The sequence below is a fragment of the Exiguobacterium flavidum genome (assembly GCF_003344535.1).
Taxonomy (GTDB): domain Bacteria; phylum Bacillota; class Bacilli; order Exiguobacteriales; family Exiguobacteriaceae; genus Exiguobacterium_A; species Exiguobacterium_A flavidum.
Window position 1 is genome coordinate 93,938 of the sequence record NZ_QPKS01000005.1, and the last position, 23,055, is coordinate 116,992.

The following is a 23,055-nucleotide window of genomic DNA, read 5'->3' on the forward strand; positions in this document are numbered from 1 at the left end:
GAGGGATTTACGAAGAATGGATGACATGCTTGTCATGAAGCTGACAGACCATTACAGCCTTGGCGGCCTCTGCTTCATCAAAAAAAACGACCCATTCCTTCTGCCTGTATCGCAGTAGAAGAAATGAGTCGCCTTCATGATCAGGCTTCGAACAAGAGTGATTCTGGGTCCTCTAGCAATTCTTTGACGTGCTTGAGGAATGTGACGGCTTCACGGCCGTCGACGATCCGATGATCATACGAGAGCGCAACGTACATCATCGGACGGTTCTCCATCCGCTCCGCGTCGATCGCGACAGGACGGAGGTTGATCGAGTGCATTCCGAGGATCGCCACTTGCGGTCCGTTGAGGATCGGTGTCGACATGAGCGAACCGAACGTTCCACCGTTCGTGATCGTGAACGTACCGCCCGTCAAATCAGACAGCCCGAGCTTGTTGCCGCGCGCCTTCTCAGCGAGATGGATGATGTCCTTCTCGATCTCACCGAAGTTCTTCTTGTCGGCATCACGGACGACCGGTACGACCAGACCGTCCGGAGCAGAGACGGCGATTCCGATGTCATAGTATTTCTTCAGGACGATTTCGTCCCCTTGAATCTCAGCGTTCAAGTATGGCATTTTCTTGAGTGCCGCGACCGATGCCTTCGTGAAGAACGACATGAATCCGAGTTTGACGTCGTTGTCCTTGACGAACTTCTCCTGGCGCCGCTTGCGAAGGTTCATGACGGCAGACATGTCGATTTCGTTGAACGTCGTCAGCATCGCTGCCGTCTGCTGGACTTCGACGAGGCGGTTCGCGATCGTCTTGCGGCGGCGCGTCATCTTGATCCGCTCTTCCGGTTTACCTGCTTGAGCTGCTGCCGGCGCAGGAGCTGGAGCCGTCTTCGGTGCAGCGGCAGACGCCTGTGAAGCCTGAGCCTGGCGCGGTGCGACCTCGAACGTCGCGACGTCCTGTACACGGATCCGGCCGAGCGGATCCGCAGTGGCGACGTCAGCGAGGTCGATGCCTTTTTCACGTGCGAGTTTGCGTGCTGCCGGAGAGGCGATCGGTTTAGACGCTGAAGATTGTGCCTTTTCAGCCGGGGCAGCCAGTTTCTCTGCCTCTTTCGGCGCTTCTGCCTTAGGTGCTTCAGGTTGCACTGTTTCAACCGGTGCTGCGACCGATGTCTCGCCCGCAGAGACGATCGCGATCGTCTGGCCGACGCGTACCGTGTCCCCTTCAGCTGCCATCACTTCCGTCAATGTCCCCGCTTCGTCTGACGGGACTTCGATGTTGACTTTATCTGTTTCGAGCTCGACGATCGCCTCGCCCTTCTCGACACGGTCGCCTGGTTGTTTCAGCCAAGAAGCGACTGTCCCTTCCGTAATTGATTCTGCAAGTTCTGGTACTTTGATTTCCATCCCGTTCGTCCCCCTAGAAAAAGTGATGAATCGATTATATTAGCCTTCTGTCGAAGAAGACCTGGATGCTGTCGCAAACGATGCTTCCCCGCGCGTCAGCGCTTCCTTCAAGATGCGGGCCTGTTCGACCTTGTGCCCTGTCGGATCCCCTTCAGCAGTACTTGAGCGCCGTCTGCGTCCGATATAGCGAATCGTGCGGATGTGGTCCGGCGCGACTGATTCGAGACGCGGTTCGATGTATGTCCATGGACCCATGTTCTTCGGTTCCTCCTGAATCCAGACGAACTCTTTGACGTTCGGATAACGGGCGATGATCTCCTTGAGCAGTTTGCCCGGGAACGGATAGAGTTCTTCAATCCTTACGACATGCACCCAGCCGAGATCCTCTTCCGCTTTCGAGATCTGCTCAGCAAGGTCGATCGCGACCTTCCCTGAAGCAAAGACGATTCGCTCGACGCGTGACGGTTCCTGTCCGAGTCCAGCCTGTTCGACGACCGGCTCGAAGCTGCCTGTCGTCAAATCCGAGACGCTCGAAGTGGCGAGCGGGTGACGAAGCAGACTCTTCGGAGTCATCATGACGAGAGGGCGAACCTCCTCCTTGCCGAGAATGGCTGCCTGACGGCGGAGGATATGGAAGTATTGCGCCGCACTTGAAACATTGGCGACCGACCAGTTCTTCTCTCCAGCGAGCTGAAGGAAGCGCTCAAGCCGTGCGCTCGAGTGCTCAGGACCCTGGCCTTCATAGCCGTGTGGCAATAAGATGACGAGGCCGGATGTTTGTCCCCATTTCGCTCTGCTCGCCGAGATGAATTGGTCGAACATGACTTGTGCCGAGTTCGCGAAATCTCCATACTGAGCCTCCCAAAGGACGAGCGTCTCAGGAGCGAAGACATTGTAACCGTATTCGAACCCGAGCACGCCAGCTTCGGAGAGCGGACTGTTGAAGACATCGAACGATGCTTTCGCCTGGCTTAGTCCGTGCATCGGAGAGAACTTCTTACCGCTCGTATGGTCGTTCAGGACGACGTTACGCTGCGCGAACGTTCCGCGCTCCGAATCCTGACCGCTCAAACGGATCGGTGTACCGTCAGCAAGAATCGAGGCGAATGCCAGCGCTTCCGCATGACCCCAATCGATGCCGTTCTTCGCATCGAAAGCCTCGGTCCGGCGTTTGAGCACCTTCTCGAGCTTATGGAACACTTGGAATCCTTCCGGCCATTTGAGCAACTCTTCATTAAAAGTCCGCAGCGAGTCGAGTGCGACGCCTGTCTCGATACGTGGAATTCCTTTGAACACGACATCCGGCACGACACCGCCATATTCCTTCTCGGTGTTCGGTACCTTGTCCCGTGCCGCCTTCATGACATCATTGATTTCCTGTTCGATCTGTCCGATTTCTTCCTTCGTCGCTACTTTCGCCTCGATGAGACGGTCCGCGTAGAGCGACCGGAGCGTCGGGTGCTTATGGATCAGGTTATAGAGCAACGGGTTCGTATTCATCGGCTCGTCCATCTCGTTGTGGCCGAAACGGCGGTAACCGATCAGGTCGATCAGGACGTCCTTTTGGAACTTGGCACGATATTCGCTCGCGAGCAAGGCGACAGCGAGACAGCTTTCCGGTTCGTCCGAGTTGACGTGGAATACCGGGACCTCGAAACCTTTCGCGAGGTCGCTCGAATAACGAGTCGAACGAGAATCCATCGGGTCGGTCGTAAAACCGATCGTGTTGTTCGCGATGATGTGGACGGTTCCGCCCGTGTTGTACCCCTTCAGGTTCGCAAGGTTGAGCGTCTCGGCGACGATTCCTTGACCCGGGAACGCCGCGTCACCGTGAATCAGGATTGCTGCTGCGGCTCCCTTCGACTGAACGGCTTTTCCGTTGTTCGTCCGGTCGTCCTGTGCCGCGCGTGTGAATCCTTCGACGACCGGGTCGACGAACTCGAGATGGGACGGGTTGTTCGCGAGAGTCATCCGGACCGTCTTCGAGTTCTCCCCGTTCATCTTCCGGTTCAGCCCGAGGTGATACTTCACGTCTCCGGTCCAGCCGTACGTGATACCGATCGAGCCTTCCGAAGGGACGAGGTCGTGGTTCGGCGCATGTTGAAACTCGGCGAAGATCATCTCATACGGTTTTCCGAGGACGTGCGCGAGGACGTTCAAGCGTCCACGGTGTGCCATCCCGATGTTGATCGTCTCTGATCCATGGAGTGTCAGATGGGCGACGATCGTATCAAGAAGCGGCACCATCGCGTCGAGTCCCTCGATCGAGAAACGTTTTTGTCCGACGTATGTCTTATGAAGATACTTTTCGAACAGTTCCGTCTCAGCGAGACGTTTGAACAACTGTTTTTTCTGCTCATCATCGAGTTTCGGCGTCAACGCGCCCATCTCGATTTTTTGGCGGAACCAGCGCTTTTCCTCGATGTCATCGACGTGCTGGAACTCGACAGCTGCTGAACCCGTGTACTGGGAAAGGAGATGTCCGATCGCCTCGTAGGCATCATTCAAATGTTTCGGAGCATCCGGACAGATGATCGATACCGGCATCGCACGGAGATCGCCTTCCGTCAACCCATAGGCTGACAGCTCGAATAGTTCCTTCTCACGTGGGTGGTCCTTGAGCGGATAGATATCGGCCGCAAGGTGACCTTTCGCCCGAATCTGCTCCGCAAGACGTGAGGCAGAGAGGTATTTCTCGATATCGACGCCTTCTGTCATGATTGGCTTGTCGGTAACTGGTGCGCCGTGCTCCTCGAAGTAGCGACGCGTCTCGTCATCGACGGATTGCGGGTCCTCCTGGTATCTCTCATAGAGCTCGATGATATACCCGAGGTTAGGACCGTAAAACGATTGACCCTGTTCCTGGTGTCCCATAATGTGTTCCCCCTAATTCAACATAATCGATTGTTCAGACGGCTCTGATTCCTCTATCCAAAGTCCATCTGTTAGCGCTTTCAAACCCTTCAAAAAAAATGACCCCATCCTTCACCCCAAAAAGGTACAGGCGGACTCATACGAGCAATTGTGAGACAAACGATTGCTCTGCCTTTCCTTAGTTATTATATTACTACTTCTTTTCCATCGGTGCGTTTCGAATTCCCAATTTATCACTGGAGAATCTATAAGTTTTACTTATGACCCTTCCCGAAGTAATTTATGAACAGAAGTTTTCTCATATGAAGGGGTTTGGCAGATTTCGTCGAAATGCTCTAAGGTAGACGCTTGATTCATCAAAAAAGGAGGAAAACATCATGGCACGTCAACCGCTTTACAAGGATCCGGATAACGCCGCAGTCGCCGGAGTATGTGCCGGCCTCGCACGCTACCTCGACATCGACACGGTCATCGTCCGCGTCATTTTCATCGCTTTGACATTACTTGGAGGACCCGGTCTATTGATCTACATCATCCTCGCACTCGTCATGAAAAATCCTCCGAAAGCGGTCGATCCGCTACGTGCAAACGAAGAGGCGTTCTAAGCAAAAAGGACGAAAAAAGAAGGCATCTATTCATCTCCGTGAATAGGTGCCTTCTTCATGATTTCATCCTTGCACGGGCACACCTGCCTCGATCGGCAAGTTCACTTGGAACGTGCTTCCCTCTCCCGTCTCGGAGACGACATCGATCGAACCGCCATGTCCTATCACGATTTCCTTGCAAATCGCGAGACCGAGGCCGGTTCCGCCGATTTTTCGTGTCGCCGAGTTGTCTACACGATAGAACTTCGTAAAGAGTTGCGGCATCGCCTGCTTCGGTATCCCGATTCCTTCGTCCGTGACGGACAGATGGAATTGATCCCTCTCCCGTGACAATTTGACCGTGATCGTCCCGCCCTCTGGCGAATACTTGACAGCGTTGCTGAGCAGATTGTTCAACAGTTGACGAATTTTCTCCTCGTCCGCACGAAGCGCGAAGTCTTCCTTCTTATTTCGCTTAAATAAGACTCTATGGCGTTCGGTGGAAGCATCATAGAGACGGCATAGCTGTCCCATCACCTCAGCGAGGTCGAACCACTCCTTTTGATATGTCATCTGGTTGGCAGACATCCGCTGGACATCGAGCAGGTTGTTGACGAGTTCGGACAAACGTTCCGTTTCTCCGTGGATCGTCTTCAAGTAATTTTTTTGGCGTTCCTGCGGGAGCTGGCGGTGAAGCATAAGTTCCGTGAATCCGAGGATCGAGGCGAGCGGCGTTCTCAGCTCGTGGGAGATCGTCGATACGAACTCGGACTGAAGACGTTCCGACTCCACTTCCTTCGAGATGTCGCGAAGGACGAGCATCGTCCCTTGCCAGCTGTCATCGATCAAGATCCGCTCAGCATACAGCTGGATGAAGATGCTTCCTTCCCGGACCGAGAACTGGAGACTCTCATCCGGGATGTCGCGTCGCAACACCCGGTTGACGTATTTTCTGAACGCGTCCGGCTCATCGACTGCTTTGATCATCCCCGCAAGCTCATCCTCGATATGATGGAGACCTGTCCGCGAGATCGACAGCTCATACTCCGGGAACATCGACTGGAGAGGTTTATTGACGTACACGAGGCGCGAGTCGTGCTCGATGTAGACGACGGCTTCCCGTATCGAATTGAGGAGCTGATCCGTCTTCGTCTTCTCGCGCTCCATCTCCTCGAACACGCGCAGCCGCAGCAGCGATAGGGCGAACTTGCGGGAGAAGGCATGGACGTCCTCAAGCTGCATGATGCTGTACCGTTGATCCTCATGCGAGAGATAGATCAAGGCGATCATTTTTTTAGTCGACGGATCCTCGACTGGAACGACCGTCTCGTAGAGAATCTCCCCTTGTTCTCCATTCGTCTGCTGGACCGTCTGCTGACTCGAGATCACTTGGCGAACGAGCGAATCCGCTCTGAGCAACTCTTCTTCCATGACACCGTTCGAAATCACCTTTTCGATTTCTTGACCGTCGAGCAGGACGAGTGCGCCTTTTACCGAGCCGGTGATCTGGATCAGTTTCTTCAGCACGAGTGGATAGGCGGAAAGACTTTCCCGCGTCGCGAGAGCCTCCGTCATCTCGTTTCGGCTCTTCAGGTGGAAATGACTTTCCCGCAACAGTTTATTTTTTTGTACGAGCTCTTGCTGCGACTTTGCGATGGATGAAGCCATCTGATTGAAGGACAGCGTCAGTATGCGCAATTCATCATTCCGGTTCGGTACCGGGATGTCCTCGAACTGCTCTCCAGTCGAGAGCAGTTTGCTGTTCTTGACAAGACGTTCGATGTGATTGACGATCCGGAACAGAAGCGGACGGACGAATAGGAACAGGAGCAGGAAGATGATCGCAAGATCCGCGAACCAGACGAGCTGGATCAGGTTGAACTGCTCGAGCAAAATATCCTTTTCGCTTTGCGCTTTCAGCTGAAGTTGCCCCAAGTGGCGCTCGGTCCGTTCAATCAACTGATCGAGTCGTTTCGCACCGGACAGTTGAAGGACACGCTCAACTGAAGGCGTATCATCTTGAACTGCTGCCAGACGTTCCTCATATGTGCCTAGCAGTCCTCGAGAGAGCTCTGTGAAACTTTTGGAGTCTGTTGATCCTTTTCGTTCGAACCAGGACGTCTCGTCCCGAACCGTTTCGAGTCGTTGTTCCAGTGCCGCTTCGGCATTGCCGCCGGCGAGCAACAGTCGCAGTTCTGCTTCCGCCCCCTGCCATGCCATGCCAAGATCCCTCGTATGGACGATTTCCGCCTCAGTGGCCTGTACGGCAGCCCGCGTCGTTTCAATCTGTTGATTCGCCCGCCCATAGACGAAAAGCGAAGACAACAGGACGAGGACGAGCACGGTGTTCGAGACGATCGAAAACTGTCGACCGATTTTCATGTTCATCCATTTTTTGACCACAGTTCGGTCCCTCCGTATATTCATGTTCGAATTTGTTTATTGATTTCCTTAAGAAGCGAGGTGGCGATAGCGATGATAAAATCTGCCATCTGTTTATTATTGTAGCAAAAAAAAGAATTGTAAACGTAAAAATCCGCACGAGTGATCCTCGCGCGGATTTTTACATATTTTCCATTTCACAAAACTTTGCTTAGGAACGACTTCGTCCGTTCGTGTTGAGGGGCGTCGAACAAGGCGCCCGGCACGTTCTCTTCGACGATGTAACCACCGTCCATGAACAGGACGCGGTCCCCTACTTCCCTTGCGAAACCCATCTCGTGCGTGACGACGACCATCGTCATCCCTTCGAGAGCGAGCTGTTTCATGACGGCGAGCACGTCTCCGACCATTTCCGGGTCGAGCGCAGAAGTCGGTTCGTCAAACAGCATGATCTTCGGGTTCATCGCGAGCGCCCTTGCGATCGCGACGCGCTGTTTCTGTCCGCCTGACAGTTCGCCAGGATAACTGCCCGCCTTATCGCGGAGTCCGACCTTGTCGAGAAGTTGCATCGCCTGTTCATCCGCCTTGGCCTTGTCGGACTTACGCACCTTGATCGGGGCGAGGGTGATGTTCTCGAGCACGGTCTTGTGGGGGAAGAGATTGAAATGCTGAAATACCATCCCGACCTCTTCCCGTACTTTGTTGATGTTGATTTTAGGATCCGTGATGTCGAAGGAGTCGACGATGACGTGGCCGCCCGTGATTTCCTCAAGCCGGTTCAAACAACGGAGAAACGTACTCTTACCCGATCCGGATGGGCCGATGACACAGACGACCTCCTGCTCCGCGATCTCGACATTGATGTCCTTTAGTACCTCCACGTCGCCAAAAGATTTTTTCAAGTTCGTCACTTTGATGATGCTCATCGTAGTGTGAACCTCCTTTCAAGGAACTTCGAGAGCAACGACAGGAGATAGATGACGACGAAGTAGAGAAGTCCGACCATCGTCCAGACGATGAATGGCTCGAACGTCGTCGCCTGCTGGACCTGTCCTTGCTGTGTCAAGTCGGCGATCCCGATGATCGACAGAAGTGACGTATCCTTCAGACTGATGATTGCCTGGTTCGTGATCGTCGGAAGCATCCGGCGGAACGCCTGCGGCAAAATGATCTGGACCATCGTCTGGCGTCCCGTCATCCCGAGGGAGCGGGCAGCCTCCGTCTGTCCCTTGTCGATCGACTGGATGCCGGCACGGATGATCTCAGCGAAATAGGCCCCCGCGTTGATCGCGACTGTCAGTATACCGGCGTACATCCGGTCCATCGAAAGCCATTCGAGCGAATTGAGTCCGAAGTAGATGAAGAAGAGTTGGACGATGAACGGCGTCCCTCGGATGACATCGACATACACGATGGCAAGCCACTGAAGCGGTTTGGCCGGCGAGAGGCGCATCAGCGCGACGATAAGCCCGATCAGGAAACCGACGATGACGGCGATGATGAAGATGTAGAGTGTGATTTGCAGACCTTCTATGAAATACGGTAAGGCCTTCTGTGCGACTTCCATGGATTCAACTCCCTTTCATCAGGAAAGCGCGCCAGAAATTCAGCGCGCCCCCGGTGATCATTTCAGATAAGTGTCGACGATTTTGTCGTATTCCCCACTCTCTCTCAAGTTCGCGAGGCCTTTATTGATTTTCTTGAGGAGTTCCTCGTTCTCACCTTTGAGCACGGCGATTCCGTAGTTATCTCCATTCAGACGATCTCCGACGAGTTTGAGGCCGAGGTTCTGTTGCTTGTTTGCATATGAGATGACCGGATAGTCTTCGATCAGGGCTGCCGCATTTCCATTCTTGACCTCTTGGAACATGGCAGGACTGTCGTTGAACTGAGTCACCTCGATGCCGAGCTTGTCTGCGTTGTCCGTCGCGTACTTCGCACCAGTCGTCCCTTTTTTGACGGCAACCTTCTTGCCCTTCAAGTCATTGACAGACTTGATCGTGTTCTCGTCCTCTTTGACGACGAGAATCAATCCTGCCTCGAAGTACGGATCGGAGAAGTCGACGATTTTCTTGCGTTCCGGCGTGATACTCATACCAGCGATTGCGATGTCGAGCTGCTTTGCCTGGAGTGCAGGAATGATTCCGCCGAAGTCCATCGCTTCGAATTCGATCTTGAAGTCCTGATCCTTCGCGATCGCGTTGATCAAGTCGATGTCGATCCCTTTATACGTGTCGCCATCCTTGTACTCGAATGGCGGATACGTCACGTCGATGCCGACCTTGTATACTTTGTCCTTGTCGACCGTACCTGAATCATCGTTACCGATGCTGCATGCACCAAGCAGAAGCGTTACGACCATGAATAATGACATCATGATTTTTTTCTTCATTACGCTTACACTCCTTTTTAGATAGATTACAGAATACATCCGTTATCCCTATTGTCGCCTATTTCGCGCAATATTGAAACTGAATTTTCGAAATCTTCTTTCATGATGCTTTCAATCTTCTTGCCACCAGCTCGGCTTATATGAGCGGAAGTGATCATGCTCATCGACGATCCGCTCGACCCGGGCGACCATCTCGTCAACGAGCGTCGGTGTCGCTTCGACTGCCCAAGGTACACACATATGGAGCATCATCGCTGTGTAGAGCGAGTAGAACCGGAAAAACTCGGGCTCGTCCCTCCATTCGAGATATGAACTGATTTGCCCCTGCGCGAACGGGATGCTCGTCTCTACCGTAAAAAGGGATACTTTCGTGAACTCGAACAGCGGATCACCGAAATCATATCGTTCGAAATCGATTGCCCCGACGAACGTTTCACCGGAGAAGATCATGTTCGACGGATGGAAATCATCGTGTTGAAGAACCGTCTGTCGACCCGCGAGGATATCCAGGTTCGCCTCGATGAAGGTGCGCACCTCCTCTTCTCCTGAAAACGTCACGCCACACGAATCATAACGCTCGAGATAGCGCCGCCATTTCGACTCGATCACGCTCGACCAGTCCGGATGATCGTCTGAAAGCGTTGCGCGATGGAGCTGAGCAAGCCAACGGCCGGCGTCTTGTCCGAGGGCGTATTGTCGATTTTTCGCTATTTTAGGGAGGAAACGAGTCCCATCCTCTCCTTCGAGATAAGACAGGACGAGGTAGACGTGCCGACCGTCGACATGCAGTTCATATGCTTTTGGCGCTTCGACACCGAGTGATTCGAGCCGGCGTAGCATCTTGAACTCCTGCTCCTTCCTCAAGAGGACGGACTTGTCGCTTCGCCGGACGAGGTACCGTTCATCGCCTATCGTGACGAGAAATTTCACATCGTCCGAAAATCCTCCTTCAATGACATCTGCCGATTGTTCGTTGATCGCTTTCATCAATTTTCCCTTTTCAAGCATCTTGCAGCTCCTTTCCTGTTTCCATCTAATATGGTGATTGAAATAAGTGTATTGCACAACTATTCTACGATCATCTCCATGAAAGTGGATGAGAAAAGGCACCTTCCGTATTGAAAGGTGCCTGATCTTTAGATGCCGACGAGAGGACTTGAACCTCCACGGTGTTGCCACCACTAGATTCTGAGTCTAGCGCGTCTACCGATTCCGCCACGACGGCATGTCGTATTTACAATATTAGCATACTTTATTATTCAATCCTTGTCAATCAACAAATTGGGGCACGCAGAACAATTTATCCTACCCGCCCCGCCTGTATCTCTTCATGCCCTCTTCAGAAGCAACCCTTCCGCAACCTCGATCGCATGCTGTGTCGTCTCATGGATCGCAGCCGGTCCGATCAGTCGCTCGACTTCCGTATTCCTGATCCTGTCAGCTACGGTCGTCGACAGTGAGGACAGCATCACCGTCTGTCCGTCCTTCTGCAAGTCTTTCACCAGTCGTTCGAGCTGCTCGAGTGCCGTCAAGTCGATGACGGGACAGCGATGAAGGTTCAGGATCGTCAGTTGCGGCTTCTGATGAAGGTCATGTTTGAGTACCTGTTCGAATGCCTCGACTGCTGCGAAGAAAAGTGGTCCTTCGATCGCGAAGACGGCGATTCGTCCGTCCCGGACATCATATCGCGAGGTCAACTGTCTGACGCGGGTCTCTTTCGCCATCTGTTTCGTGAACACGAAGACGGAAAGGACGATCCCGATTTCGACGGCAATCGTCAGGTCGTAGAAGACGGTCAAGGCAAGTGTCGATGCGAGCACGACCGCCTCAAGCGATCTCGTCTTGAAGATACGCCATACATGGTGCCGTTCCGACATGTTCCAGGCAACGCGCATCAACAATGGCGCCATCGCTGCCAATGGAATGTAACTGGCGAGCGGACTGAGAAAAAGCACTGCCGCAAGGACTGTCAGCGAGTGGATCACGCCGCTCAGCGGACTCAGCGCACCGGCCTGGATATTCGTCGCCGTTCGTGCAATCGCACCGGTCGACGGCATTCCTCCGAAAAATGGTGCGACGACGTTCGCCAGTCCTTGTCCGAACAGTTCGCGGTCCGGCTTCATGCGTGATCCGCTCATCCCATCAGCGACCGTACCGGACAAAAGTGACTCGATTGCCCCGAGAAAAGCGATCGCAAAGGCAGGTTTGATCAGTGAAGTGATCATCGCCCAGTCAGCCGTCGGCAACCGAAATTGTGGAAATCCAGTCGGCAGGTTTCCGTAGGAGGAACCGATCGTCGCGACCTGCCCTGGAAAAAGATAGGTGGAGCACAGTGTAGGCACAATCAAGGCAGTCAGAAGGAGCGGGAGACGGAGCGGCAGTCTCGGCAAGATGAACAGCGTCAGAAAACCGATCGCCGCCGTCGCCAGCGCATAACCGTTCACCGTCTCCAGTTGAGCAATCAAGGACACGACGTTCTGATGAAAGTGCGGCTGCTTTTCGTAAGCGATGCCAAACGCCTCATCGATCTGGTCGAAGAAGATGACGACGGCGATCCCTGCAGTGAAACCGATCGTCACGGACGTCGGCATGAAACGAATCAATTGTCCGAGTCGGAACACTGACATAAGCATCAGCATGATGCCTGCGAGGATCGTCGTAACGAGTAACGCCTCGTAACCATGCGCGAGGACGATGGCGGAGACGACCGGAATGAACGCCCCGGTCGGCCCGGCGATTTGAAAACGGGATCCACCGAACAGGCTGACGAGAATACCCGCGAAGACGGCCGTGTATAAACCGAATATCGGGGGCACGCCGCTCGCGATGGCGAAGGCGAGGGCCAGAGGGATTGCGACGACCCCCACCGTCACCCCTGCCACTGCGTCCTTCTTGATTGTCTCTCTGTTGATTCGGCCAAAACGGTCGTCCGCGGTCCAGCGCATCATCGTTCCTTCTTTCTCTTTGTTATGAATTTCACATTCTTCTTCCTCATCATAATTCCTGACGGGTCGAGTGTAAACATTCACAGGGAGAAGTAAGCGGTAACACTGCCATTCACGCGGTGATCTTCATGTTTTTGACACAATCAAAGCGGCGAGGCGTCTTTCACTCGGCATCCCGCCGTACCGCAACTCATTATATCCCACCTTCGTCATTTCCACTTACATGCCGTCCGGTCGGACAATCTTGAAGTCCTCCATCTCAATGCATAACGGCGGGGAGTCATTTCCCTTTCAAGACGTGTCTGACGAATCGCTCGACCGCTTCATCATAAGCTTTCGGGTCTTCGAAATACGCCATCGCGTGCGCAGCGTTCGGTACGAGCAACAGTTCCTTTTCGCTCGGACATGCCGCGTAAAGTTCATGGACCATCGACGTCGGGACGAACGTGTCGCGTTCTCCGTGGATGAAGAGGACCGGGACCCGTGCCTTCCTGACTTGCTTCAATGCGGAAGCCTCCCGGAAGAAATAACCTGCCTTCAGCTTCGTCAATGCGCTCGTCGTCGCAAGGAACGGGAAATGCGGCATATTGTACATCCGCTTCATTTGATAGGCGAGCACGGCGTTGACGGATGTGTACGCGCAATCGGAGATGATGCCCCTCACCTGCTTCGGCAACACTTCGCCGCTCGCCATCAGGACGGTCGCCCCGCCCATCGAGATCCCGTGGAGGAACAAGCGGACGTCCTGTCCTGTACGCCGAATCAACAGGTCGGCCCAAGCGAGCGTATCTTCCCTGTCATGCCAGCCGAACCCGATATAATGGCCTTCGCTCTTGCCGTGCCCGCGGTTGTCCGGCATCAGGACGTGGAATCCCGCCTGATGATAAAGATAGGCGAAGCCTGCCATATCGGTGCCGACCCCTCCGTAGCCATGGACGAGGATGACGGCCAGGTCCGACGGTTCCTTCGGCGCGAGATAGTTCGCGAAAAGTTTATATCCGTCCCGTGATTTAAGTTCAAACGTTTCGAGCGGTTGTTGCTTGATCCACTCCTGCCCCGGCTGCATCAGCCGGATCATCTCCTCGCTCAGGTCACGGTTGCTCGTCAAGAAGGATTTCTGTTTCGTCGATACGGCCATTTCGTAAAAATAATAACTCGCAGCCATCAAACCTGTACCGGCGAGCCCGATTCCGATCTTCATCAACCTTCGCATCTGATCACTCCTCACAGGTCGATCGAGAGTTGCGACGTCTCTTCCTGTTCCTGCCGCAATACCTCTTGTCTGAGCCGCTCCTCTTGGCGAGCCTTGCGATAGGCAAACTCGCGGACGATGTCCTGCCCCTCGAAGCCGTCGTCGATGACAGCTTCGAGTATTCCTGTCTCCGTCTCGACCATTTCTTCAGGGTTGCGCATGACGATGTAGTCGCCGACCTGAGCGAGCATGATCTCGTCGTCGAGACGAAGTGCATCATAGAATTGTTCCGGTAACGTCATGCGACGTGTCTCCGGATTGATATGGATCCTTTTATAGGAATGAAGCGAATTGTATGTTTTTCTTGCCATGATGTCTCCTTTCGTTCCGAGTATCAACGGAACGTCATATCGATTCTTGATTCCTCACCGGCGATCACCACTTTCGCGAATGCGCCGTTAACTAATGTCGACTGTGGCGGCTGATGCCCGATATCGAGGTCATAGAAGATCGAAAGACCCGTCTTCTGCTCGATTGCGGCATAAGCGCTTAGCAAATCGAAGTCCTTGACCGCCTTCCCGGCCGGCGTCCTTCCGAACAAGATGCCGGATGCCTCGTCGAACCAGCCCGCGTAATGCATATGAATGATCGTTCGGTAGATGTCAGCCGCGTTCGCCTCACAAGCCTCGAAGTACCAAAGAATCGGTTCCCCTCCGGTATGGTTCGCACGGAACGCCGCGACATCGCCGTAAGGGGTCCCGATGAGGTGACGGACCGTTTCGAGGCATCCGCCGAGGAGCCGTCCTTCAAGTTCCGTCACGTCCTGCCGGAGCGTCTTCCATTCGGTAGGACGGTCCAAGTGGAACAGAAAACGCTCCGGCCGTTCCTGGTGATTCCATTTCGATTGATACTGTTCTGACGGCCACTGGGTCACTGTTCCGCCCGACCGGGTCGCGAGGACGCGGCGCCACGCTTCCGTCGTCGGGTCCCACTCCTCACTGCGCAAATCAGCGAGGTTCGTCCCGTGGGCGGTAGCGATGCCTGTCTTCAAAGTGATTGCGAGCTGAATCGTGCTCGTATCGGAATACCCGAGGAGCCATTTCGGTTCGATCGAATCATAATCGATCAAGTCGAGCACATCTATCGCCCGTTCACCGCCCCATGGCGGGATGATGGCATCGATCGACTCGTCCTTGAACATCTGATTCAACTCCATCGCGCGGACGGCTCCGTCAGCGCTTTGCACATCTGCTTCAGTCCACGTCGTCTCACCGAATTTCACGTCGAGCTGCCGTGCCTTCAAACGTTCTGCCGCTTCGTGCATCAATGGATGCAATTGTTCAGGTACACCGGACGACGGGGCGGTCACCCCGATCGTCATTCCCGTCCAAGCCAGATGCGGATATCGCATCACCATCTCCTCCTATCTAAGTTCACTGAACGATGTTTCTGCTAAAAATATACGGGTATATTTTCTAAGGGATTTATCTAATGGATCGATATCAAAATTATGGAAAAGGAGAATACATTATGTCTGAACTCAAAGCCAACTTTGAAACGACTGTCTGGAGCGCCGTTCTGATCATCTTCCTGACTGCTTGGGGACTGTCCTGAGGTCATCGGATGACGAGCGCCATCCTGCCCGTGCTGTCGAAGCGCTTGATGAACGTCGTCTTATCAACCGCATACCGGCTGTGCGTATCGATTGGATCGGTGACGTAGAAATACTGCCGGTCGACGCCTGAGACGACGAGGACATGCATGTTCTCGACGAGGCGCATCGCTTTCCCGTTGAAGCGGTAAGTCTTCTTGACAGGTGCCTTGAACTGATATGTCACATATGCGATGACCGGATTCCCTTTACGAACTTCCCGCTCGATCATCACGGAACTTGCGCCGGTGAAGACGCTGCTGTCTTTGCGGTATTTTTTTGCGGTCTTTATGAGCGCCTGTGGGAAGATCGACTGGTAGATGTGGTCTGCCTGGATCCGGTAGGGTGAACCTGAGAAACCTTCCGTCGGGTCGAATCGGCTCGAATACTTCATCTGTTTCGCCATCGACATCTTGTCGAGACGATGTCCTTTGTAGTTCAGGCTCATCGTCAAGGAGGTGATTTCACAGCCCATCGGCATCTCGGGCAGCTGGCTGATATGTTTGACGCCAAGCAGCTTTCGCTCCGCTTCTCTGACGTATGCTTTGTACACCCAGCCTCTTCGTTTTCCTGCCTCTGCATAAAGCCACGACTTCGTTTCCTTCAGACCTTCAATTCTCGTCCCCTTCGGCAACACAGTCAGGATCTTTGCCGACGTGCTGTCGTCAGCCCGAAGATTCAAGCGGTCTTGTGTGACATAGGACTGAGCTGCGCCGACGGGGACAGATGTGCCTGAAACAAGAAGCAGAGCAGATAGAAAGGTCAGCCGATTCCTCATTGACCGTCCCCCCGGCTCGCCAAGTAGCCGCTGACGAAGCGGTCGATCTTTTCTTCGAACCGGTCCAGGTGGACGATGCGCGCCTCCCGGTATACCTCCTTCCCTTCGATGAACAGAATCAACACCGGAGCCGTGAATATCGAAAGTCTTCCCGCGATATCCGGTACCTCGCTCGCGTTGATCCGTCCCGCCGCGAGTTCTTCATATTCAGCGATGATCGGCTCGATTTGCGGAAACAGCGAGTGGCACACGCTGCAGTTGTCCGTCGAAATATAGATGAAGCTGAGCGGACTTGCGATGAAGCGGTCGAGCTCACCGACCGAGTGGATCGAGACGAATTCAGCCATCCTCTACCTCCTCCTTTGATTGGGTGTGAAATCAGTATACCGTACACTTAGAAGAAAAAGAAATCCGTCCCGGGACAGTCCGGGACGGATTTCTTTTTCTCTTCAATTCGCACGGAGCGCCTCGTTTTCCTCAGTCGTGAACGCACGTGAACGTGTCAGGAATCGTTTTCCTTCCACCCCTTCGAGCGAGAACATCCCGCCTCGGCCGTCGACGACGTCGATGATCAGCTGCGTATGCTTCCAGTAGTCGTATTGACGATGATGGATATAGAAGGGACATCCGCCGATTTCACCGATCTTGACATCGAGGTCGCCGATCAAAAGGTCTCCTTCAGGATAGCACATGGGCGAGCTGCCATCGCAGCACCCGCCCGATTGGTGAAAGATCAGTGGACCATGCTTCGCTTTCAGCTTTTCGATCAAGCCGAGCGCTTCCGCGGTCGCAAGAACACGTTCGACCATGCCTGTCACTCCTTTCGAATCAGAAGAAACCGAGCTTTTTCGGGCTGTAGCTGACGAGCAGGTTTTTCGTCCGCTGGTAATGGCTGAGCATCATCTTATGGTTCTCACGGCCGATACCGGACATTTTGTAGCCGCCGAACGCAGCATGCGCCGGATATTGATGATAGCAGTTCGTCCAGACACGACCCGCCTCGATCGCACGGCCGAAGCGATATGCCCGGTTCATGTCACGCGTCCAGACACCTGCACCGAGACCATACAGCGTATCGTTTGCGATCTCGAGTGCTTCCTCGTCCGTCTTGAACGTCGTCACCGACAGGACCGGACCGAAGATTTCCTCTTGGAAGATGCGCATCTTGTTATGGCCTTTGAAAATCGTCGGCTGGATATAGTAGCCTTCTGCGAGCTCGCCTTCTTGAACGTTGCGTTCCCCGCCAATCAAGCACTCCGCCCCTTCAGACTTCCCGATCTCGAGATAGGAAAGGATCTTCTCCATCTGCTCGTTCGAGGCTTGCGCTCCCATCATCACATCCGGGTCGAGCGGGTTGCCGAGCTTGATCGCCTTGACGCGTTCGAGGACACGTTCCATGAACTTGTCGTAGATCGATTCATGGATGAGGGCACGTGACGGGCATGTGCAGACCTCGCCTTGGTTGAGAGCGAACATGACGAGTCCTTCGATCGCCTTGTCGAGGAAATCATCGTCCTCGTCCATGACGTCAGCGAAGAAGATGTTCGGTGACTTCCCGCCGAGCTCGAGCGTGACCGGGATGATGTTCTGCGAAGCATACTGCATGATCAAGCGGCCTGTCGTCGTCTCACCCGTGAAGGCGATCTTCGCGATGCGGTCGCTCGAAGCGAGCGGCTTCCCGGCTTCGAGTCCGAATCCGTTGACGACGTTGAGGACGCCAGGCGGGAGCAGGTCTTCAATCAGCTCGAGCAGGACCATGATGCTGACAGGCGTCTGTTCTGCCGGTTTGAGGACGACGCAGTTCCCGGCGGCAAGTGCCGGTGCAAGCTTCCAGACCGCCATCAAAATCGGGAAGTTCCACGGGATGATCTGCCCTACGACGCCGAGCGGCTCTTGGAAATGGTAGGCGACCGTATCGTTATCGAGCTCACCGATGCTGCCTTCCTGTGCCCGGATGACGCCGGCGAAGTAGCGGAAGTGATCGATCGCAAGCGGTAGGTCTGCGTTAAGCGTCTCACGGACGGCCTTCCCGTTCTCCCATGTTTCGGCATACGCGAGCATCTCGAGGTTCTCTTCCATCCGATTCGCGATTTTGTTCAGGATAATTGAACGCTCGGTCACGGAAGTTTTTCCCCATGCATCTTTAGCCGCATGGGCCGCGTCGAGGGCCAGTTCGATATCCTCTTTCGTCGAGCGGGCGACTTCACAAAATACCTTGCCCGTCACCGGCGTGATGTTCTCGAAATACTGCCCGTTCGATGGAGCAGTCCATTTACCGTTGATGTAGTTTTCGTAGCGATCCTTGAATTGTACTTTCGAGCCTTCAGTGTTCGGAATTTCATAGATCATTCTTGATTCCTCCCTTGATTTTGTACAACCTCTTCGGTATGACGCCACTTTATGTATGCGCTTACATTTTGAAGTAAAAAATAAAAATAAAATGGCGCTCCCAGTTCCTATCGTAACAAAGTTCACAGAAATGTCAAAATATTTCGTGTATTATTTGAACTTTTTTCTTTTTTCCCGAACGGTTTCCTTCTACCGTTCGTCTACTGTAGTGAAAGGGGAAATTGAAATGGATCAAACTACCGTAGTAATGTTGGCTGCACCACTCTTCCTCATCCAAGTCGCCTTAATCGTCATCGCGTTGAAGGATCTCTTTTCGAGAGGTCAAGAGAACATCAAAGGACCGTTCTGGGTCTGGTTCGCCGTCATCGTCTTCCTTAACCTGCTCGGACCGCTCCTCTACTTCGTGATCGGGAGAAAGGCATGATCCGGGTCGAACGGCTTTCGAAGAAGTTCGATGATAATGTCGCCTTGAAAGAAGTGACGTTCGAACTTCAGCCGGGCTGCACCTCCCTGCTCGGTCCGAATGGTGCCGGGAAGACGACACTGCTTCACCTTCTCGCCGGCATCACGAGACCGACGACCGGCAGGATCGACGGACTCGAACAGGCGCGCATCGGATTTTTGCCGCAAACTCCAGCCCTGTACCCTTGGATGACCGCACGGGAAACACTTGAGCAGGCAGGTCTGCTCAGCGGCAGGACAGTTGACGTCCATCGTCTGCTTGGAACGGTCGGACTGACCGACTCGAAGAAGCCGGTCCGCTCCTACTCCGGCGGAATGAAACAACGGCTCGGCCTCGCCCAGGCACTCTGTACCGATCCTGACCTGCTGCTGCTCGACGAACCGGTCTCTGCGCTCGACCCGGCAGGACGGCGAGAGGTGCTCGATTTGCTGATGGAACTCAAACGCGACAGGATGATTCTCTATTCGACACACGTCCTGCCTGATGCTGAAGAAGCAAGCGATCATGTCCTCATCCTCAAGGAAGGCAGACTGATCAAAGACGGCACGATTCGCGAGCTGCTGCACAAGCAGCAGTTGACTGTTCGCTTCACGGAGGAAGTCGATGCGAGCGAACTGCTCGCCATTTCATGCATCAACCACTTGGAGCAGCGCGGGCTTGACTGGCATCTCTCGACCGACGACATTAAGTCGGCCGAGCGCGCTCTGCTGCAAAAAGCAATCGACCGGGAATGGTCGATCGAATCCTTCCATATCGGGCATCATTCCCTCGAATCCTATCTGCTCGAGGTGACCAAATGAAAATGTTCATGTTACGACTCCGTCATGAGTTCAAGGAAATCGTGCGCAGCAAGCGTCTTTACTTCGTGCCGCTCATTCTGATCCTGCTCGCCGTGACCCAACCCGTACTGCTCTATTTCCTGCCGGATCTGATCGAGAGCGGCGGCAACCTTCCGGAAGGCGCGACGATCACGATCCCGGAACCGTCACCTGAAGAGGTGATGCAGTCTGTCAGCGAACAATTGAACCAGATCGGGATGATCGTCATCCTGCTCGCCGCCTCGACGCAGTTCTCGCACGAACGGGAATGGGGAACGCTCGCCTGGCTCCGCTCGCTGCGAATCGGTGCCGGGACGCTCGTCTTCAGCAAATGGCTTGCTCAGTTGGCGCTCGCATCCGTTGGTCTCTCATTCGCCTACTTGTCCTCCTACTACTATACGATGCTTTTGTTCGACGCTCCTGACGTCAAGAAGACGATCTATTCCTTGCTTCTCCTGCTTGCCTTCACCGCGTTGCAACTGGCATTCCTGACGATGATGACAAGTATCCTCCGTTCTTCGCTCGTCTCTTTCTTGTGCGTCTTTTCACTCGGGGTCGTCTTCTCGATGATCGGCGGGATCGACACGGCATGGACCGCTTGGATCCCCTGGCAGACCGGTAAAGAGAGCAGCGCCATCTTCTCGCGATCGCTTGATGATTTTTGGCCGCTCGCTTTGCTTGTCGTGGCGAGCATCGTATTTCTCTTCATCGCGAGACGTCTGTTGAAGTGGACGAACGCTTGAAAGTCTCTCTCGACAAAAAAAGGGGAATGCCGCGTCTCCTTCGCGGTCATTCCCCTTTCTTCAGTTCAAGACGTAGATCAGGACGTGACAGGCAGCTGTTTCTTCTCCCAGCCGCTGAAGCCGCCCGTCAGGTTTTTGACGTTACTGAATCCGGCACGCTGCATGACGCTCATCGCGATGGCGGAACGCGCCCCGGATTGACATTGCATGACGATCGGCCGATCTTTCCCGACCTCGTCGAGGCGATCCTCAAGATGACCGAGCATCAGGTGTCTCGCGCCTTCGATGTGCCCTTCTTCCCACTCCGTCTGGTTCCGGACATCGATCAAGACGACTTCGTCCTTCTCAAGTAACGGCGCAAGCGCTTCGGGACTGATCTCCTCGTACGAATCCGCACCATTCTTAGCGATGGCCGCCTCTGTGTCCGTAAAACCGATGACGTCATCGACGCCGACCGTCTGAAGTGCGCGCATCGCCTCTTTCGCGTCTGCTTCACTTCCGATCAACACGACATCGTTCGCACCGTCAAGCAGCCAGCCACTCCAGGTCGAGAATGATTTGTTCAGCGGAATGTTGAGAGCGCCCTTCGCGTGCGAATCCTTGAATTCCTTTGCTGCCCGTACGTCTACGAGTAGCTTCGATCCACCAAGCTCTTCTCCAGTGAATTTATCCAGTGTTTCCGGGTCGCGACGCAACTCTACGCCTTCCTTATTGATGCGCTTCATTCGCGCGAAATAGGTTGGCGGTTCCGGCTGACCCTCGAGCAGCTGTTTGACGAAGTCTGCTTCAGACATATCCTGCAGTGCCCAGTTGTTGATTTTCTCATAACCGACCGTCGACATCGGTACGGCTCCAAGTGACTTCCCGCATGCGCTGCCTGCACCGTGGGCCGGCCAGACTTGAAGATGATCCGGCAGCTCTTTGAATTTTTTCAGAGAGGCAAACATGTCCTTCGCTCCCGATTCTGCCGTCCCTTCGACCTTCGCTGCCTTCTCGAGCAAGTCAGGCCGGCCGATGTCGCCGACGAAGACGAAATCCCCGGTAAAGATGCCCATCGGGACACGAGAGCCACCGCCTTCATCCGTCAAGACGAAACTGATACTCTCAGGGGTATGACCAGGCGTATGCATGACATCGAAGCGAATGTTGCCGATCTTGAACTGGTCTCCGTCCTTGAGCAATGTATGCGGGTAGTCTTTTACGTATTCATACTTCCAGTCTGGACCGCCCTCATCAGACACATATAGGTGCACTCCAAGCTTCTCAGCCATCTCACGGGCACCGGACACATAGTCGGCATGGATGTGCGTCTCAGCGATCGCGCTTAGATGTAAGCCTTCAGATTTGGCGATTTCCTGGTAGACCTCGATCTGGCGGCCTGGATCGATGACGATCGCCTCACCGGTCTTCTGGCAGCCGACGACGTAAGACATATGAGCTAGACGTGAATCAAAATAGGAACGAAAGAACATGATTATTTCTCCCTTCTTTTAGTAACGATTTCCCCAGTCCATTATAGGTGGGGGGGTATAACTCATTATAGGATCATCCAACTCCAGTTGTCACGCGACAGGTTTTGGTGACCTAAAGGAAATATACCCGATGAGGTACAATGCGACACCTATAAGGAGGAATAGCGCGGAGGTCGAGGCATGGACAAGCTTCAACGTGACGCTCACCGCCACGACGACATAGAATCCCCCAAGCAACCGGTCGACCGTCCTGTCCTTGAAACGAAGGAGTCGCTTTGTTCCGAATGGCGTACCAAGCAATGCTCCCGCGATCAAAAAGATTCCGCTCATATATGGAAGCCCGGCACCGGTTCCAATATGTGTCGCCAGCCCGAGCGTCACGATCAGCATGGCGGCAGCGACGCCTGTCCCGATCGCCCGTTTCAAGTCATAACGCACCCATCCCGTCAGCAGCGGTGTCAGGACGAATCCTCCGCTTACGCCCATCAGGGACGATACGACACCTGCTGCGATCCCGATCACGGACAGCTTGGCGAATCCTGCACGCTGCCCATCGCTCGTCGTGTTCGCCGCCGTCCGCTTCTTCAGAAAACGATACGCGAAGACACTTAAGATGACGATATAGAGCAGCGATGTCAACATGCCCGCCCACTCGACGTTGTCCATCTTGACGACGAGCGGCGCGAGCACCATCGAAGTCAATGCCCCCGATCCGCCAATGATTGCCGCGTCGCGCCAGACGACGTTTTTTCGTTTGGCGTGCGAGAACGCTCCTGTCACAGTCGAACCCAGCGTCAACAGCAAGCTCAGCGCGATCGCTTCGCTCGGCGATTTCCCCATTATGAGCAGAAGAGGCGTCAGGATGATTCCCCCTCCGATTCCGAAAAAACCTGATAATACCCCGATACCTATACCTAATCCGATGAACATCACCATTTCCATGGTTAATCTCCCTTCTTATTCTCTCTAACACCATGTTATCCGCCAACAGTTAATTACGCTAATAAATCAT

General features: G+C 54.0%; 21 protein-coding genes and 1 tRNA gene. 4 read left to right on the forward strand and 18 right to left on the reverse strand.

The window, feature by feature from the left end:
• Positions 1-140 precede the first annotated feature (140 nt).
• The gene (gene odhB, locus DFG60_RS06220) at positions 141-1,400 is read right to left on the reverse strand and encodes a 2-oxoglutarate dehydrogenase complex dihydrolipoyllysine-residue succinyltransferase (protein ID WP_114570877.1); all 1,260 of its coding nucleotides are present in this window, start codon (positions 1,398-1,400) and stop codon (positions 141-143) included.
• A gap of 39 nt (positions 1,401-1,439) precedes the next feature.
• The gene (locus tag DFG60_RS06225) at positions 1,440-4,274 is read right to left on the reverse strand and encodes a 2-oxoglutarate dehydrogenase E1 component (RefSeq protein WP_114570878.1); all 2,835 of its coding nucleotides are present in this window, start codon (positions 4,272-4,274) and stop codon (positions 1,440-1,442) included.
• Between the two features lie 377 nt (positions 4,275-4,651).
• Between DFG60_RS06225 and DFG60_RS06230 the strand changes: the two genes are divergently transcribed.
• Positions 4,652-4,879 (forward strand): PspC domain-containing protein, encoded by a 228-nt coding sequence (locus tag DFG60_RS06230; protein WP_114570879.1) that lies wholly within the window; start codon positions 4,652-4,654, stop codon positions 4,877-4,879.
• A gap of 63 nt (positions 4,880-4,942) precedes the next feature.
• Here the strand turns inward: DFG60_RS06230 and DFG60_RS06235 are convergent, their stop codons facing one another.
• The 14 genes from DFG60_RS06235 to adh all read right to left on the reverse strand — a co-directional run bounded on the left by DFG60_RS06235 (position 4,943) and on the right by adh (position 18,547).
• Positions 4,943-7,261, reverse strand: coding sequence for a HAMP domain-containing sensor histidine kinase (locus DFG60_RS06235; protein ID WP_232818649.1), 2,319 nt, complete (start codon positions 7,259-7,261; stop codon positions 4,943-4,945).
• A 176-nt stretch (positions 7,262-7,437) separates the two neighbouring features.
• Entirely contained in the window at positions 7,438-8,166 is a 729-nt protein-coding gene (locus tag DFG60_RS06240) for an amino acid ABC transporter ATP-binding protein (RefSeq protein WP_114570881.1), read from the reverse strand.
• A complete protein-coding gene (locus DFG60_RS06245) occupies positions 8,163-8,807 on the reverse strand; it encodes an amino acid ABC transporter permease (RefSeq protein ID WP_114570882.1) in 645 nt (214 codons plus the stop codon). Before DFG60_RS06245 ends, DFG60_RS06240 begins: the two co-directional genes overlap by 4 nt.
• A gap of 57 nt (positions 8,808-8,864) precedes the next feature.
• Positions 8,865-9,632, reverse strand: coding sequence for a transporter substrate-binding domain-containing protein (locus DFG60_RS06250; RefSeq protein WP_114570883.1), 768 nt, complete (start codon positions 9,630-9,632; stop codon positions 8,865-8,867).
• 111 nt (positions 9,633-9,743) lie between these two features.
• On the reverse strand, positions 9,744-10,640 hold the full coding sequence (locus DFG60_RS06255) for a phosphotransferase family protein (RefSeq protein ID WP_114570884.1): 897 nt from the start codon (positions 10,638-10,640) through the stop codon (positions 9,744-9,746).
• Positions 10,641-10,773: 133 nt separating this feature from the next.
• Positions 10,774-10,857, reverse strand: a tRNA-Leu gene (locus tag DFG60_RS06260).
• A gap of 103 nt (positions 10,858-10,960) precedes the next feature.
• Positions 10,961-12,580: a SulP family inorganic anion transporter gene (locus DFG60_RS06265; RefSeq protein WP_232818650.1), complete on the reverse strand. Its 1,620-nt coding sequence runs from the start codon at positions 12,578-12,580 to the stop codon at positions 10,961-10,963.
• A 277-nt stretch (positions 12,581-12,857) separates the two neighbouring features.
• Positions 12,858-13,790, reverse strand: coding sequence for an alpha/beta hydrolase (locus DFG60_RS06270; protein ID WP_114570886.1), 933 nt, complete (start codon positions 13,788-13,790; stop codon positions 12,858-12,860).
• A gap of 11 nt (positions 13,791-13,801) precedes the next feature.
• A complete protein-coding gene (locus DFG60_RS06275; protein ID WP_114570887.1) occupies positions 13,802-14,140 on the reverse strand; it encodes a hypothetical protein in 339 nt (112 codons plus the stop codon).
• A 23-nt stretch (positions 14,141-14,163) separates the two neighbouring features.
• Positions 14,164-15,180, reverse strand: coding sequence for a S66 family peptidase (locus DFG60_RS06280; RefSeq protein ID WP_114570888.1), 1,017 nt, complete (start codon positions 15,178-15,180; stop codon positions 14,164-14,166).
• A gap of 205 nt (positions 15,181-15,385) precedes the next feature.
• Complete coding sequence (locus tag DFG60_RS06285) at positions 15,386-16,198, reverse strand: C39 family peptidase (RefSeq protein WP_114570889.1); 813 nt, start codon at positions 16,196-16,198, stop codon at positions 15,386-15,388.
• Positions 16,195-16,545 (reverse strand): thioredoxin family protein, encoded by a 351-nt coding sequence (locus DFG60_RS06290; protein ID WP_114570890.1) that lies wholly within the window; start codon positions 16,543-16,545, stop codon positions 16,195-16,197. The genes DFG60_RS06285 and DFG60_RS06290 overlap by 4 nt, the downstream gene beginning before the upstream one ends.
• A 102-nt stretch (positions 16,546-16,647) precedes the next feature.
• A complete protein-coding gene (locus DFG60_RS06295) occupies positions 16,648-17,007 on the reverse strand; it encodes a DUF779 domain-containing protein (RefSeq protein WP_114570891.1) in 360 nt (119 codons plus the stop codon).
• Between the two features lie 19 nt (positions 17,008-17,026).
• On the reverse strand, positions 17,027-18,547 hold the full coding sequence (adh, locus tag DFG60_RS06300; protein WP_114570892.1) for an aldehyde dehydrogenase: 1,521 nt from the start codon (positions 18,545-18,547) through the stop codon (positions 17,027-17,029).
• A 226-nt stretch (positions 18,548-18,773) separates the two neighbouring features.
• Between adh and DFG60_RS06305 the strand changes: the two genes are divergently transcribed.
• Genes DFG60_RS06305 through DFG60_RS06315 form a run of 3 tightly spaced genes read left to right on the forward strand, consistent with a single transcriptional unit; the run spans position 18,774 to position 20,571 of the window.
• On the forward strand, positions 18,774-18,971 hold the full coding sequence (locus DFG60_RS06305) for a PLDc N-terminal domain-containing protein (RefSeq protein ID WP_114570893.1): 198 nt from the start codon (positions 18,774-18,776) through the stop codon (positions 18,969-18,971).
• Complete coding sequence (locus DFG60_RS06310) at positions 18,968-19,810, forward strand: ABC transporter ATP-binding protein (RefSeq protein WP_114570894.1); 843 nt, start codon at positions 18,968-18,970, stop codon at positions 19,808-19,810. The genes DFG60_RS06305 and DFG60_RS06310 overlap by 4 nt, the downstream gene beginning before the upstream one ends.
• Before the next feature lie 2 nt (positions 19,811-19,812).
• Positions 19,813-20,571 (forward strand): ABC transporter permease subunit, encoded by a 759-nt coding sequence (locus DFG60_RS06315; RefSeq protein ID WP_157964493.1) that lies wholly within the window; start codon positions 19,813-19,815, stop codon positions 20,569-20,571.
• Between the two features lie 77 nt (positions 20,572-20,648).
• On the opposite strand, the gene DFG60_RS06320 is transcribed toward DFG60_RS06315, so the two are convergent.
• The gene (locus DFG60_RS06320) at positions 20,649-22,043 is read right to left on the reverse strand and encodes an MBL fold metallo-hydrolase (protein WP_114570895.1); all 1,395 of its coding nucleotides are present in this window, start codon (positions 22,041-22,043) and stop codon (positions 20,649-20,651) included.
• 90 nt (positions 22,044-22,133) lie between these two features.
• Positions 22,134-22,985, reverse strand: a complete 852-nt coding sequence (locus tag DFG60_RS06325; protein WP_114570896.1) for a sulfite exporter TauE/SafE family protein — start codon at positions 22,983-22,985, stop codon at positions 22,134-22,136.
• Positions 22,986-23,055 lie beyond the last annotated feature (70 nt).